Genomic DNA, 14,600 nt, shown 5'->3' on the forward strand with positions numbered 1-14,600 from the left:
CTGATCCCCAACCAGCGAGGCGTCTCCCGAGGAGCCCCGAGAACACCCGCAATACTGTGGGCCGGTCGGTATCGGTTCGTGACCCGGAGCCGTGGCCGTGCAACGAGCGATCCACGCTGTCGGAGCGATCGCCCTGGCCGGGGCCGGGGGCGGGATGAGCGTCGCGGCGGCCGCCGGAGTGGCGGCCGGGGTCGGCGTCGGTTCGGGCGCCGGGGCGGCGGCGAGCGCGGAGCTGCTGGCCGGCGCCCTCGTCTTCGCGGTCACCGCGACGTCCCTCGGCTACACCGCCGTCACGGAGGCCAGATGGGCGTTGCGGACCGACGGGTTCCGCGTCACGCGGACCGACCTCGGCAACGCGGCCGCCGTCGCCCTCGCGGCGCCGGTCACCTACGCGCTCTCCGTGCAGGCCGGCGTCGGGCCGATCGTGGCGTCCGCCTTGGTCGGGCTCTGCGCGTACCTCCTGTCGGAGACGTACGGCGCCCCCGCGTACTGCGGCTCGTTCGTCGGGATGGCGACCCCGGCGGCCGGCGCCGATCTCGGGGCCGTCGCCGCCGCGGGGCTCGTCGCCGGCGGCGTCTTCGTGGCCGCCAAGCGCGCGTTCAACGGGTTCGGCGGGAAGCTCGGGACGACCGCGTTCGTCGGCTGCCTGTCGGTGGCGGCGCTCGGCGGCCTCGCCCCCGGAACGGGGTCCGTCCCGGAGCCGACCGTCGCGGCGGGGCTCGTCGTCGCGGCGGCCGTCACTGCGCTCGCCACGTTCCTCGTGAGCGTCCGGCTCGACCACGGGCCGGTCGTCGGGAGCGCGGTCGTCGGGCTCGTCGCCGGGACCGTCTGCCCGCCGCTGTTCGCCGCCGGGGACGCGGTCGCGGCGGTCGCCTTCTGCGCCTCGTTCGCCGGGATGGCCACGCCGGAGCGGATCCCCGGCCCCGGGCCGATGCTGCTGGCCGGCGGAGTCGCCGGCGTCGCGTTCGTCGGCGCCGCGCCGTACTTCGTCGGCTTCGGCGGGAAGCTCGGGACGATCGCGTTCGCCGCCTGTCTCGTCACCGCGGGGGTCCTGTCGCTCGGGCGCGTCCTCGCCCCGGTCGGCAGCGACGCCGTGACCGGGTGAGCGTCGAGGTGGTCGTCGGGTGACCCGCGGCGACCGCGACCCGCGGCGGGACGCGGGTCACGGGATCGCTATTTAAAACACCACATTACTCCGGCCGCATCGGGAGGGCCGTGGAGCCCCTCGGTTGAGGTGATGACTGATCCGACCGAGACGCCCGAGCGGAGCTTCGAGTCGAACCCCTCCGTCTGTCCGTTCTGCGGCGTCGGCTGCGCTATCGAGTACGCCGGCGGCGGGAGCGCGACCGGCGTCGAGGGGCCGGTGAACGCCCGCGGGGAGATCTGTCCGAAGGGCGCGGCCGCGTTCGACGTCGTCGACCACGAGGACCGCCTGACCGAGCCGCTCGTCAGGCACGACGGGCGCTTCGTCACGGCGCCGTGGGCGGAGGCGCTCGACCGCGTCGCGAGCGGGATCGGGCGAGTGGTCGACGAGCACGGCCCGGACGCCGTGCAGTTCTTCGCCTCCTCGAACTGCACGAACGAGGAGAACTACGTCCTCCAGAAGCTCGCGCGCGTCCTCGGGACGAACAACGTCGACAACTGCGCGCGGCTCTGTCACGCCTCGACCGTCGCCGCGATGAGCGACCGGCTCGGCGCCGGCGCGATGACGAACACCCTCGACGACCTGCGGGAGGCGGACTGCGTCTTCGTCAACGGCGCGAACCCGGCGGAGCAACACCCCGTCGCCTTCCGGTCGTACCTCCTCCCGGCGGTCCGCGACGGCGCGACGCTCGTCCACGTCGACCCGCGCGCGAACGACACGACCGAGGCGGCCGACGTCCACCTCCCGCTGCGCCCCGGCACCGACATCGAGGTGGCGAACGCGATCGCCGCGGTCCTGATCGAAGAGGACCTCGTCGACGAGGCGTTCCTCGCCGAGCGGACGACCGGGTTCGACGAGCTCCGCGAGCACCTCGCCGCCGTCGACGTGGGGGAGAACGCCGAGGCGGCGGGCGTCGACCCGGAGGCGATCCGCGAGGCGGCCCGGGCGTACGGCGAGGCGGACCGCGCCGCGATCGTGACGGGGATGGGAACGAGCCAGCACCGCTGCGGCACCGACAACGTCCACGCCCTGCTCAACCTCGCGCTGCTGACCGGCAACGTCGGCCGGCCCGGAACCGGCGTCAACCCCCTGCGGGGCCAGAACAACGTGCAGGGCGCCAGCGACGTCGGCGGCCTCCCGGGCGTGCTCCCCGGCTACGAGCCCGTGACGGACCCGGACGCCCGCGAGCGCGTCGCCGCGGAGTGGGGGGTCGAACCGCCGAGCGACCCCGGGCTCACCGAGGTCGAGGCGACCCACCGGTTCGGTGACGAGGTGCGGGCGGCGGTGGTCTTCGGCGAGAACCCGGCGGTCACCGAGCCGAACGCGAGCGCGGTCGCCTCGGCGTTCGAGGAACTTGACTTCTGCGTCGTCATCGACCTGTTCGAGACGGCGACCGCGGCCCACGCCGACGTGGTCCTCCCGGGGAGCTCGTGGGCCGAGAAGGCCGGCACCGTGACGAACACCGACCGCCGCGTGATGCGGATGCGGCCCAACGCCGACCTCCCCGGGAACGCCCGGCGCGACTTCGAGATTCTGAGTGCGCTCGGGCGGCGGCTGACCGACCGCCCCGCGGAGTTCGAGTACGACGGGCCGGCGGCGGCCTTCGAGGAGCTGACGCGCGTCGCCCCCATCTACGAGGGGATGAGCTACGAGGGGATCGGCGACGGCTACCAGCGCTGGCCCTTCTCGGCCGACGACGGCGCCGGGACGGACGTGTTACACGCGGCGGAGTTCCTCACCGGCGAGCGCACCGCGCCGCTCGCGGTCGTCGACCCCGTCCCGCCCGCAGACGACCTCGCCGCCGGCGAGCTGACGCTGACGACCGGCCGCGTGCTCCAGCACTTCAACAGCGGGGCGCTCAGTCGCCGCTCGGACCGCCTGATGGCGATGCGCGGCGAGGACGCGCTCCAGATCCACCCGGACGACGCGGCCGACCGGGGGATCGAGGACGGGGACCGGGTGACCGTCTCGAACGACCGCGGGACCGTCGAGGTCGCGGCCGCGGTCACCCCGGCGGTCCGCGAGGGCGTGACGTTCTGTACGTTCCACTACGCGGAGCCGCTCGCGAACGCCCTGACGGGCGACGCGCTCGATCCCGAGGCCGGAATCCCGGAGTTCAAGCACTCGGCGGTCACCGTCGAACCGGCCGCCGTCGGCGAGGCGGGGGGCGAGAGCGACGCCGCCGACGCCGACTGAGAGAGTGTCGCTCGCGCGGTCGGGGACCGGCTTCGCGCCGACCGGCAGGCGGTGCGGTATCACTCGTGAGAGACGGGAGGGCGGGCTTATATGATCCAGACGAAGAGGGGCTCGCATGACTGCGTCTGGAGAGTACGGTCGAGACGACTTCGGTCAGGGCGGCCTGAACGAGGGGCTAGACGTCGCGGCGCTGGTCGAGGAGATCGGCCTCGACGCCGAGGAGATCCGGTGGCGGAAGGAGTTCGTCGGCTTCGACGAGGAGGACGAGCGGCGACTGAGTCGGTACGAGGACGCGTTCGCGGAGAACGCGGACCGGATCGCGGAGGACTTCTACGAGAACCTCACCGGTCACGAGCAGACCGTCGAAGTGTTGGGCCGGTCGGACAAGGGGCTCGACCAGCTCAAGCGGACGCAGTCGGCCTACCTCGTGACGCTCGCGAACGGCGAGTACGGAACGGAGTACTTCGAGGACCGAGCGCGGATCGGCAAGATCCATGACATGCTGGAGATGCCGATGAAACACTACATCGGCCAGTACGGCGTGTACTACGACCTCATCCTCCCGCTCATCGGCGACCGCCTCGTCGACTCGCTCACCGACCGGCTGGCCCCCGACGCCGCCGGTGCGGCGGTCGACGACGCGACCGCGACGGCGATAGAGGAGGAGGTCGACGACGCGATCGAGGACCTGCTCTCCGTCCTCCGGATCGTCAACCTCGACATGCAGGTCGTCACGGACACGTACATCCACTCCTACAGCGAGAAGCTCTCGGAGGTCGTCGAGGAGAACGAGCGGCTGATGGCGGAGGTGGAAGACGAGGTCGAAGGGCCGATCGGCGACCTGCGCGAGTCGGCGGACGACGTCGCCGACAGCGCCGCCGAGGTCGGCGACGCGGCCGAGGACCAGTCGGAGCGGGTCGCCGAGATCTCCTCCGAGGTGGCGAACCTCTCGGCGACGGTCGAGGAGGTGGCGTCGACCGCCGACGAGGTCGAGCGGACGAGCAGTCGGGCGGAGGCGCTGGCGGAGGACGGGCGGGACGCGGCCGACGACGCCGCGGCGGCCATGGACGACATCGGCGACGCCGTCGACGAGGTCGCGGACGACGTCGAGGCGCTCAAGGAGCGCGTCGAGGAGATCGACGAGTTCGTCGACGCGATCAACGGCATCGCCGACCAGACGAACTTGCTCGCCCTGAACGCCTCGATCGAGGCGGCGCGGGCCGGCGAAGCTGGCGCCGGGTTCGGCGTCGTCGCCGACGAGATCAAGTCGCTCGCGGAGGAGTCGCAGGAGCACGCGAGCGACATCGAGTCGATGGTCGACGGGATCCGCACCGACACCGAGGAGACGGTCGAGAGCCTCTCGGAGACGACGGTGCGGGTCGACGAGGGGAGCGAGCGCGTCGACGACGCGACCGAGAACCTCACCGACATCGCCGAGGCGGTGACGGAGACGGCGGACGGGATCGACGAGGTCGCGGACGTGACCGACGAGCAGGCCGCCGCCGCCGAGGAGATCGCCGCGACGATCGACGGGGTGGTCGAGCAGTCGACCCGGATCAGCGAGCGGATGCAGGAGCTAGCGGCGGAAAGCGAGCGCCAGTCGGCGGCGGTCGAGGAGGTCGAACGGACCGTGCGCCGGTTGTCCGCGGACGGCGGCGGGGACGGCGGCAGTAGGTCCCGCGCGGCATCCCTGACGGACGGCGGTCGGTCGATACCGCCCGGGCTTCCGGAGGGCATCCCCGAGTTCGTGATCGATCGGCTCTCCGACAAGGAACTGCGTGCGATCGCCGCCGGGAAGCTGGAGATGGACGACCTGCGGTGAGTCGGCGGCGCTGACGCGTCGCTCGCGCCCCGAGGCCCGCGGCCGCGGGCCGAACTCAGGGCGCAAAGTACGCGTCCGGCCCCCGAACCCCGGAGAGTTCGCGGAGAGGACGTGCGCCGCACCGACCGCAGGCGGCCGGCTCGTCGGGGTCGTCGGGGCGCGCGAACACCGTGTCGCAGGCGTCGCAGGCGACGTAGCGCAGCGCGAGCGACGGAGTGTTGGCCATGCTCACAAGAGGCGCTCGACGCGTATCAATCCCGCTCCGAACGGTGGCGAGGACGGCCGGTCACGCAACCCATAAGCCGCGAGCGACCCCACTGTACGCATGGAGATCGCGATACTCGGCGGCACCGGCGACATCGGCGAGGGACTGGCCCTCCGGCTGGCGGCCGACACGCCTCACCGCGTCTCGATCGGCTCGCGCGACGCGGAGAAGGCCGAAAACAAAGCGGAAGAGTACACCACGGAGCTGGAGAGCCGTGGCCTCGACGCGACGGTCGAGGGCGCCGAGAACGCGGTCGCCGCGGCCGCAGCGAAGGTCGTCGTCCTCGCTGTCCCGCCGTACCACATCGGCGACACGGTCGAGGCGATCGCCGACGAGTTGGACGACGGCGACGTCCTCGTCTCGCCGGCGACGGGCATGAAGCGCGACGACGAGGGGTTCCACTACCACAAGCCCGGCGCGGGCTCGGTGACGCGGATCGCCGCGGACGCCGCGCCGGAGCGCGTCGCCGTCGTCGGCGCGTTCCACAATCTCGCGGCGGCCCGGCTCGCGAACCTCGACGCCGACCTCGGGATCGACACGCTCGTGATCGGCGACGACGAGGACGCAAAGCGGACGGTCTCGGACGTCGCGGAGGGGATCGAGGGGCTCCGCGCGCTCGACGCCGGCGGGATCGCCAACGCGCCCGAGATCGAGGGGCTGACGCCCCTGCTTATCAACGTCGCCTCGAACAACGACGGGCTCCACGACCTCGGCATCCGATTTAAATAAGCGCTCGCGGGCGTCGTTCCGTTAGGCCTTTGCGCGACCGGTTCCTCCGGACGATAGATGGAGTACCTGGAGCGCCGGGTCGCGCTGGTCGAGGAACGGCTGGAGGCCGTCATCGACGAGATCGAGCCCGACGAGCTGTCCGACGAGGTCGGCCACGTCGTCCTCGCCGGCGGCAAGCGGGTCCGCCCGGCGGTGACGATCCTCGCCTGCGAGGCGTTCGACGGCGATCCCGACGACGCCGTCGACTTCGCGGCCGGGATCGAGTTCGTCCACAACGCGTCGCTCGTGATCGACGACATCATCGACCGCTCGGAGGTCCGGCGCGGCACCCCCTCCGCCTGGGCCGAGTTCGGGTACGGCCCCGCGATCGTCGCCAGCGACGGCCTGCTCGGCGAGGCGTTCGGGCTGTTCTCCGGGGAGCCGCGCGCGATGCGGACCGTCGCCGAGGCGATGGTCGAGCTCGGCGAGGGCGAGGCGACCGAGCTCGCGGACCGCCCGACGACGGAGGCGGAGTACATGGAGCTCGCCCGCCGGAAGACCGGCGCGCTGTTCCGGGCCGCCGCCGAGCTCGGCGCGGTCGCCGGCGGCGCCGATCCCCACGCGATCGACTCGTTCGGCGAGTACGCCGAGCGCGTCGGCGTCGCGTTCCAGATGCGCGACGACGTGCTCGACGCGACCGCCGACGCCGACGACCTCGGCAAGCCGACGGGGCAGGACGCCGAGATGGACCGCCCCTCGGTGGTGCAGGTCACGTCGCTGTCCCCCGAGGAGATCGACGAGCGGGCGCGCGAGCAGTCCGAGCTCGCGCTCGCCGCGCTCGACGACGCCGACCCGCCGGAGACGGAGGCGATCGAGTACCTCCGCGACCTCGCGGAGTTCGTCGTCGTGCGCGAGCGGTAACGCCCGCGACGCGTCGCGGCCGCCGCACGCTGTTTATAAACGCAGATCGAGTGCGCTCGCTGCGAGAAAAGCGGGAGTTCGTCGGAACCGTGCGCTCCGCCGGCGAGACGAGAGGCCTCAGGCGTGGTTAGCTCTCCGTTTCGGTCTCGTCGTCTTCTTCGTCGTCGTCCTCATCGTCGTCTTCTTCCTCGTCGTCGTCCTCATCGTCATCTTCCTCGTCGTCATCCTCGTCCGCTTCGTCTTCCGCTTCCTCCTCGTCACTCTCGGCCTCGTCGTCTACATCGCTCTCGTCTTCGTCCGATTCGTCCTCATCCGACTCGTCTTCATCTGACTCGTCCTCGTCCGATTCATCTTCGTCCGACTCGTCGTCCTCCTCTTCGTCGACCTCGTACTCATATTGCTCCTCGACGAGGGTCAGCGAACCGTCCGAAACGACGTACTCCAGTTCGCCCTCCGCGTGGTCGGACTCGTACTCGATCTCGAGCTCGTCGAGCGACTCGTCGTCGTCGCTGAGGGCCGAGCGGTCGACGGTCGCGGTTCCGTTGGCGTCGGTCGCGACGGTGACCTCCTCGTCGCCCTCGACGGTGACCGAGGCGTTCTCAATCGGTTCGCCGCCGTCGGTCACGGTCACGGTCACGGTTTCGTCGTCCAGCGCCGCGTCCATCTCCAGGTCGGAGACGGACGCCGACGACGCGCCGGCGTCCGTCTGTGCCACGCCCGTCACCGCGGCACCGCTTCCGGCGACGAGCAGGACCGCCAACACCGCCAGCAGGGATTTTGAGACTGTCATTTGCGAACGGACGAACGGCCGGGACCCACATAAGTCGGGGAAGCCGTGTGACCGATTTTGGGCGCTTTAAGCCGGATTAAGCGGGGAGAGAGACTGAGAAGTCGTTTCTTCGGGGGGAAAGGGTCGCGGAAGCCGAACGGGTCAGTCGTCGGCGCCCTCGGCCGCCGTCCGGGCGTTCTCCTCGATCGGCTCGCTCTCCCAGTACGCGTGGTCCGCGTCGGCGCGGAAACACGTCGCCGAGCGACGCTCGCCGACGTCGTACGCCGGCGGCGACGACTCGCGGCAGGCGGCCCGCGCCTCGGGACACCGGGTGTGGAACCGGCAGCCCGCGGGCGGGTTCCGCGGCGAGGGTACGTCGCCGCGGAGCGTCCGGAACTCCGCCTCTCGGTCCTCGGTCGTCACCCGCGGGACGCTGGACAGCAGCGCCTCCGTGTACGGGTGCGCCGGGTCCGCGAAGAGCTCGTCGACCGGTCCGGTCTCGACGATCTCGCCGAGGTACATGACGGCGACGCGGTCGCAGATGTGGCGCACGACGCTCAGGTTGTGCGCGATAAAGAGGTAGGTGAGGCCGAAGTCGTCCTGGAGGTCGTCGAGCAGGTTGAGGATCTGCGCCTGGACGCTCACGTCGAGCGCCGAGACCGGCTCGTCGAGCACGATGAACTCCGGGTCGACCGCGAGCGCCCGCGCGATCCCGATCCGCTGGCGCTGCCCGCCCGAGAACTCGTGCGGGTAGCGGTCGATCTGATCGGCGGAGAGCCCGACGCGTTCGAGGAGGTCGCGGGCGGTCTCGCGCCGCTCGGCCCGGTCGGCGATACCGTGGATCCGGAGCCCCTCGGTGACGATGTCCCCGGCGGTCATGCGCGGGTCGAGGCTGGAGAACGGGTCCTGAAAGACGATCTGCGCGCGCTTCCGGAACTCCGTCAGCTCCGCGTCGGTCATCTCCAGTAAGTCCGCCCCGTCGAAGGAGATCCGGCCGTCGGTGGCCTCGCGCAGGCGGAGGACAGTCTCGCCCGTGGTCGACTTGCCGCAGCCGGACTCGCCGACGAGCCCGAGCGTCTCGCCCTCGGCGACCTCGAAGGAGACGCCGTCGACGGCCTTCACGCTCTGTTCCTCGGCGCCGAGCAGCCGGTCGACGAGCGACTGCTCGTCCGCGTAGTACTTCCGGAGCCCCTCGACGGAGAGGAGAGGGTCGCTCATTCCGTATCACCCCCGAAGTGGTCCTCCGGAAGCGCCTCGGCCGGGTCGTACGGGCGGTCCGCGAGGACGCATTTCGCCCCGTGTTCCGCCTCGGCGTCCACGACGCGCTCGGCGGGTTTCTCCAGACACGACTCCATCGCCTTCGGGCAGCGGTCGGCGAAGTAACACCGCTCGTCCATCTCGGAGTCGACCAGCCCGGGGACGTTCCCCTCGATCGGCTGGAGCCGCGGCCGCGGGTCCTCCAGGTCGGGGATCGAGCCCAGGAGCCCCTCGGTGTACGGGTGGACCGAGTCGTCGAACACCGCGTCGAGGGTCCCGCGCTCCACGACCTCGCCGGCGTACATCACGCAGACCCGGTCGCACATCTCCGCGATGACGCCGAGGTCGTGCGTGATGAGAACGATGCTCATTCCACGGTCTTCCTGGACCTCTCGCAGGAGGTTGAGGATCTGCGCCTGGATGGTGACGTCGAGCGCGGTCGTCGGCTCGTCGGCGATGAGCACGTCGGGCTCGCCGGCCAGCGCCTGCGCGATCATCGCCCGCTGGAGCATGCCGCCGGAGAACTCGCCGGGGTACTCGTCGACGCGCTCGGCGGGGTCGGGGATCCCGACCTGTTCGAGCAGCTCGATCGCCCGCTCGGTGCTCTCCTCGCTGGTGTAGCCGCGACCGGGGACGATCCCGTCGAGGAGGTACTGCCCGAGCCCGTACCCCTGCGTCCGCGACCGCGTCGACCGGGGGTTCGCGTTGGCGCGCCGCTGGACCTCGACCGCCTCGGCGATCTGCTCGCCGACCGTGATCGAGGGGTTGAAGCTGCTCATCGGGTCCTGGAAGATGGTGCTGAACGACGGGCCGCGGAGCGACCGCCGGACGCGCGGCGGGACGGTCCGGAGGTCGACGTGGTCGCCGTCGACGCCGACCGCGTCGGTCGCGCGGAACTCGTCGGCGAGGTCGGGGTTCCGGTACCAGATCTCCCCCTCCGTGATCCGGCCGGGCGACTCGACGAGGTCGATGAGCGACAGCGCCGTCACCGACTTCCCGGAGCCCGACTCGCCGACGATCCCTAAGATTTCGTTGTCGCGGAGGTCGAACGAGACCGACTCGACCGCGTTGATCTGTCCCTCCTCGGTGAAAAAGCGGGTCGAGAGGTCCGACACCGAGAGCACGTCGTCGCTCCGCAGCGCGGCGTCGGCCCGCACGCCCTGGCTCATGCGGCACCCCCTTCACCCTCGATGCCCGGATCGAGCGAGTCGCGGAGCCAGTCGCCGAGCAGGTTGATCCCGATCACGGAGAACATGATCGCGAGGCCGGGCAGCGACGCGATCCACCACTGCCCCGACGAGATGTAGTCGCGCCCCTGCGCGATGTCGAAGCCCCACGAGAGCGTCGTCCCGGAGAAGCCGAGGAACGACAGGGAGCTCTCCAAGAGGATGATCGCCGCCACCTGCACCGTCGCGAGGACGATGATCGGCGTGATGGCGTTCGGGAGGACGTGGTTCCAGATGATCGAGGTGTCGTCGGCCCCGAGCGCGCGGGAGGCCTTGACGTACTCCTGGCTGCGCAGGGAGAGCGCCTCCCCCCTGGCGACGCGGGCGAACCACACCCAGTTGACGAGCCCGACGACGATCACCACGGTTATCGGTAACACGAAGCTCTCCGGCATCTCCGGCGCGAGCCCGGCGACGACGAAGGGGTCGGGGACGTTGATCGCCGCGCGCCCCCAGAGCCCGATGAGCGCGACGGCCAACACGAGCGACGGGAACGCGAGGCTGACGTCCGCGATCCGCATCAGGAGGTCGTCGGTCTTCCCGCGGTGGTAGCCCGCGAACAGCCCGACCGGGACGCCGACGAACGCCGCGAGGAGCGTCCCGAGCACGCCGACGACCAGCGAGGTCCGAGCGCCGTAGATGATCCGCGAGAGCATGTCGCGGCCGAGGCTGTCGGTGCCGAGCGGGTGCGCCGCGTCGGGGGTGACCTCGACGGTCTCGGTCACGGTCTGGATCTCCCCGTCGACCATCTGCGAGGTGGTCCGCTCGGTGGTCTCGCTGAAGCCGAGCGGCGGGAGCTCGCTCTGATCGAGCTGTTGGTCGGTCGGGTTGTGCGGCGCGAGAAACGGTGCGAACGCGGCGGTAAATAAGATTCCCACCACGAGCAGCAGGCCGATCTTCGCGAGCGCGCTGTTCCTGAACTCCTTCTTGAGATTACGGATGACACGTGCGGAAACCATCAGTCGTTCACCACTTGGGGGTCGAGGTAGGCGTAGACGGCGTCGACGAGGACGTTCACGAGCACGAAGCTGGTGCCGATGACGATGAGGCTCCCCTGTAACACCGGCCAGTCGCGGCGGTTGATGCTGTCGATGACGAGGGTGCCGAGCCCGGGCCACGAGAACACCGCCTCGGTGATCACGGCGCCGCCGATCAACGTGCCGAGCTGGAGGCCGAGCACCGTGATCACCGGGATGAGCGTGTTCCGGAGCGCGTGCTTGTAGCGGACCAGCGTCTGCGGGAGCCCCTTGGCCCTGGCGGCCTGGACGTACCCCTTGCCGAGCTCGTCTAACATTCCGGAGCGGGTGAGCCGCGTGATGAGCGCCATGAAGTACGTCCCCAGGGCGATGGCGGGGAGCGTGATGTACGCGAGCCACGCGAGCAGCGTGCCGACGAACGGCTCCGACCCGATCACGGACAGCGCCACGTCGCCGACGTCGACGCCGCGACCGCTGGTGTTGAACACGTCGAACTCCACCGCGAAGATCAGGATGAGCATGATCCCGAGCCAGAAGTTCGGCGTGCTGATCCCCCCGAGCGAGAACAGCGTCGCGCCGTAGTCGACCGGCTGATTGCGACGGGTCGCGCTGAGCACGCCGAGAGGGATCGAGAGCACGATGGCGACGATACTCGCGGCGAGCGCGAGCTCCACGGTCGCCGGCAGCCGCGAGAACACGAGCCCGACGACGTCCTGTCCGCGGATGTAAGAAAAGCCCATGTCGCCGCGGAGCAGGTCGAAGATGTACTGCCCGTACTGGACGTACAGCGGTTGGTCTAAGCCGAGCTCCGCGGCGATCGCCCGACGGGTCTCCTGGCTCGCGTCGAGCGGGGCGACCGCGTTGATCGCGCTGCCCGGCGTGACGAACCGGAGCGCGAACACGACGGTGACGACGCCCCAGACGACGCCGAGCCCCTGGAGGCTTCTTTTGAGTACGAATCTACCGAATGACATTTATAACTGTGTGAGACGGTCGGCGCGCGTTACTGGCGGGTAGCCGTGTCGGGGTCGATGAACTCGTCGCTCCGCGGCTCCCACGAGATGTCGCTGGAGACGCCGTAGACGCTGAACTGCTGGTGCATGAACACCCACGGCGCGAGGTCGTGAGCGAGCTGGTTCGCCTCCTGGAGGATGTCGACGCGCTCGTCGGGGTCCTGAGTCGCCTCCGCGTCGTCCATGAGTTGGTCGAGCTCCTCGTTCTCGAGGATCGTGAGCGCGCCCTCCGTGGTCATGAGCGGGGTGATCGTCTGACTCCCGTCGAACTCGCCGTTCCCCCAGCCGAGGAGGTTGAAGTGCGGCTTGTCCTCGATGTTCCCGGTCGTGATGTCCTGGACGAGCGAGGAGAACTCGCGCTGTTCGAGCTCGCAGGAGACGTTCGACAGCGAGTCGATCTGGCTCGCCGCCGCCTGCGCGATCTCCACGTCGCCGAGGTAGCGACCGATCGGCGTCTGGAGCGTGATCTCGACGCCCGCGTGGCCGGACTCCTCGACGAGCCGCTCCGCCTCGTCGGGGTCGTAGGGGTACGGCTCGATGTCGGGGTTGTAGCCGACGTGGCCCTCGAGGGTCGGCTGTCCGGTGATGTTCCCGAAGCCGTTGAGGACGTTCTCGATGATGCTCTCGACGTCGACGGCGTGGTTCATCGCCTGCCGGAACTGCTGGCTGGAGAACGGCTCGACGTCGTAGCGCATCTGGAGGAAGATGATCCGCGCGCTGGGCACAGAGTTGATCCCGGCGACGTCGGAGCTCTCGACGCGCGACACCTCCTGCGGCGGGACGTTGGTCACGATGTCCGTCTCCTCGGCGAGCAGGCGGTTCACGCGCGTGCTCGACTCGCTGGAGGCCTCCATCGTGAGCTCGTCGACGGGGACGTCGCCGTCCCAGTAGTCCTCGTACGGCTCGTAGACGACCTGGTTCCCGGAGTCGTACTCGGTGACCATGAACGGCCCGGTGCCGTTCGTGTTCCGGTTGATGTAGTTACCGTCGTTCTCCTCGACCCACGACTGCTGCATGACCGGGCCGTTCGTCGCGAACAGCTGGAAGGCGATCGGGTTGAACCCCTCGAACGAGACCGTCACCTCGCCGTCGCCGGCGACGACCTCGGTGACCGACCCGAGGTCGTTCGACTGCGGGCTGGCGATGCCGACGTCCTCGAAGACGATCCGCCGGATGCTGAATCGGACGTCCTCGGCCGTCACCGGGTCGCCGTTGTGGAAGGTGGTGTCGCGGAGCGTGAACCGGACGCTGCCGTCCTCGGTGCGCTCCCAGTCGGTGGCGAGCCCGGCGATGATGCCCCCCTCCTTGTCGCGGTCGAGCAGACCCTCGTACACCTGGCCGACGATGATCTCCGTGTTCGTCTCCGCGTGGTCCTGCGGGTCGAGCCCGGAGTCCATCTGGCCCATGGTGACGCCGAGCTCGAAGGCGTCGTCGCCGCCGTCGGAGCCGTCCGAACCGTCCATCCCGTCGGAGCCGTCCGAGCCGTCGGAGCCGTCCGAACCGTCCGACCCGTCACCGCCGTCGCCGGAACAGCCGGCGAGGCCGACCGCGGCCGCGGTGCCGGCGTACGTGAGCATCGTCCGCCTGTTGACGTGAGTGTCGTTGTCAGGACTCATAGGCTATCTCATACGAGGGATCGTTATGAACCTAACGACGCGAACCCCGCCGCCGGCCGTCACGCCTCCCGATTTCTGTCACGGTGACTGGACAAGTATTTACGAGGCGAACGGGTCCACGGGGACATGCGACGGACGGATCCGGGCGAGCGCTGGGGTGACGTGGTCGCCGACAGCGACGCGACGGCGGCGGAGTACCGCGACCGGGGCTGGACGGCGGTCGCCGCCCACCCCGGCGACGTGAACCCGGTCGCCGACGCGGCGCGGGTCGACGTGTTGCTCCCCGGCTCGGAGTTCGAGGAGGCGAACGCGCTCGTCGGCGACGCGGAGATCGACGCGGTCCGGGTGTACGCCGCCGCGGGCGAGGGGGTCGAGTACCGCCTCGTCGTCGCGGAGGACGACGACGCTGCGGTCGCCGTCTGCGTGCCGACGTACCTCGGCACCGACGAGTTCGAGGTCCTCCGGGCGGCGGCCGACGCCGCGGGCGCACTCACGGTCCGGCTCCGCCCGCTCGACGACCGGGATGTCGTCGAGATCGACGTGACCGACCCGGCGGTCTTCTTCGACGAGCCGGCCGACGCCTGAGTTCGTTCCGCCCGGCCCGGCGACCGGGTCGGAATCGGTATCCACCTTCTCGTCACGAGCGTGTCAACCACACACATGTGTATTTCGGAGTGAGAACACTT

Annotated in this window: 13 protein-coding genes; 6 read left to right on the forward strand and 7 right to left on the reverse strand. The window is 70.2% G+C overall.

Annotation, left to right across the window (positions count from 1 at the left end; all coding sequences use genetic code 11):
• The first annotated feature begins 154 nt into the window (after positions 1-154).
• The 3 genes from Hrr1229_RS05315 to Hrr1229_RS05325 all read left to right on the forward strand — a co-directional run bounded on the left by Hrr1229_RS05315 (position 155) and on the right by Hrr1229_RS05325 (position 5,162).
• A complete protein-coding gene (locus Hrr1229_RS05315; RefSeq protein WP_123114910.1) occupies positions 155-1,105 on the forward strand; it encodes a hypothetical protein in 951 nt (316 codons plus the stop codon).
• 132 nt (positions 1,106-1,237) lie between these two features.
• Positions 1,238-3,340: a formate dehydrogenase subunit alpha gene (fdhF, locus tag Hrr1229_RS05320; RefSeq protein WP_123113853.1), complete on the forward strand. Its 2,103-nt coding sequence runs from the start codon at positions 1,238-1,240 to the stop codon at positions 3,338-3,340.
• Positions 3,341-3,455: 115 nt separating this feature from the next.
• Positions 3,456-5,162, forward strand: a complete 1,707-nt coding sequence (locus Hrr1229_RS05325; protein ID WP_255212564.1) for a globin-coupled sensor protein — start codon at positions 3,456-3,458, stop codon at positions 5,160-5,162.
• A 55-nt stretch (positions 5,163-5,217) separates the two neighbouring features.
• On the opposite strand, the gene Hrr1229_RS05330 is transcribed toward Hrr1229_RS05325, so the two are convergent.
• Positions 5,218-5,388, reverse strand: coding sequence for a hypothetical protein (locus tag Hrr1229_RS05330; RefSeq protein ID WP_176329367.1), 171 nt, complete (start codon positions 5,386-5,388; stop codon positions 5,218-5,220).
• 99 nt (positions 5,389-5,487) lie between these two features.
• Here Hrr1229_RS05330 and npdG point away from each other — a divergent pair, with 99 nt between their 5' ends.
• Both npdG and Hrr1229_RS05340 read left to right on the forward strand, forming a co-directional pair.
• On the forward strand, positions 5,488-6,156 hold the full coding sequence (gene npdG, locus Hrr1229_RS05335) for an NADPH-dependent F420 reductase (RefSeq protein WP_123113852.1): 669 nt from the start codon (positions 5,488-5,490) through the stop codon (positions 6,154-6,156).
• Positions 6,157-6,213: 57 nt separating this feature from the next.
• Positions 6,214-7,056 (forward strand): polyprenyl synthetase family protein, encoded by an 843-nt coding sequence (locus Hrr1229_RS05340; RefSeq protein ID WP_123113851.1) that lies wholly within the window; start codon positions 6,214-6,216, stop codon positions 7,054-7,056.
• 127 nt (positions 7,057-7,183) lie between these two features.
• Here the strand turns inward: Hrr1229_RS05340 and Hrr1229_RS05345 are convergent, their stop codons facing one another.
• From Hrr1229_RS05345 to Hrr1229_RS05370, 6 genes are all read right to left on the reverse strand, one after another.
• Positions 7,184-7,846, reverse strand: a complete 663-nt coding sequence (locus Hrr1229_RS05345) for an AAA family ATPase (RefSeq protein ID WP_123113850.1) — start codon at positions 7,844-7,846, stop codon at positions 7,184-7,186.
• 141 nt (positions 7,847-7,987) lie between these two features.
• A complete protein-coding gene (locus Hrr1229_RS05350) occupies positions 7,988-9,043 on the reverse strand; it encodes an oligopeptide/dipeptide ABC transporter ATP-binding protein (protein WP_123113849.1) in 1,056 nt (351 codons plus the stop codon).
• Complete coding sequence (locus Hrr1229_RS05355) at positions 9,040-10,251, reverse strand: ABC transporter ATP-binding protein (RefSeq protein WP_123113848.1); 1,212 nt, start codon at positions 10,249-10,251, stop codon at positions 9,040-9,042. The genes Hrr1229_RS05350 and Hrr1229_RS05355 overlap by 4 nt, the downstream gene beginning before the upstream one ends.
• Positions 10,248-11,267, reverse strand: coding sequence for an ABC transporter permease (locus Hrr1229_RS05360; protein WP_123113847.1), 1,020 nt, complete (start codon positions 11,265-11,267; stop codon positions 10,248-10,250). Before Hrr1229_RS05360 ends, Hrr1229_RS05355 begins: the two co-directional genes overlap by 4 nt.
• Entirely contained in the window at positions 11,267-12,259 is a 993-nt protein-coding gene (locus Hrr1229_RS05365; RefSeq protein WP_123113846.1) for an ABC transporter permease, read from the reverse strand. The genes Hrr1229_RS05360 and Hrr1229_RS05365 overlap by 1 nt, the downstream gene beginning before the upstream one ends.
• Before the next feature lie 29 nt (positions 12,260-12,288).
• Positions 12,289-13,914: an ABC transporter substrate-binding protein gene (locus Hrr1229_RS05370; protein WP_123113845.1), complete on the reverse strand. Its 1,626-nt coding sequence runs from the start codon at positions 13,912-13,914 to the stop codon at positions 12,289-12,291.
• A 126-nt stretch (positions 13,915-14,040) separates the two neighbouring features.
• Here Hrr1229_RS05370 and Hrr1229_RS05375 point away from each other — a divergent pair, with 126 nt between their 5' ends.
• On the forward strand, positions 14,041-14,499 hold the full coding sequence (locus Hrr1229_RS05375) for a hypothetical protein (RefSeq protein WP_123113844.1): 459 nt from the start codon (positions 14,041-14,043) through the stop codon (positions 14,497-14,499).
• The last annotated feature ends 101 nt before the right edge of the window (positions 14,500-14,600 follow it).

This window comes from Halorubrum sp. CBA1229, from assembly GCF_003721435.2.
GTDB lineage: Archaea > Halobacteriota > Halobacteria > Halobacteriales > Haloferacaceae > Halorubrum.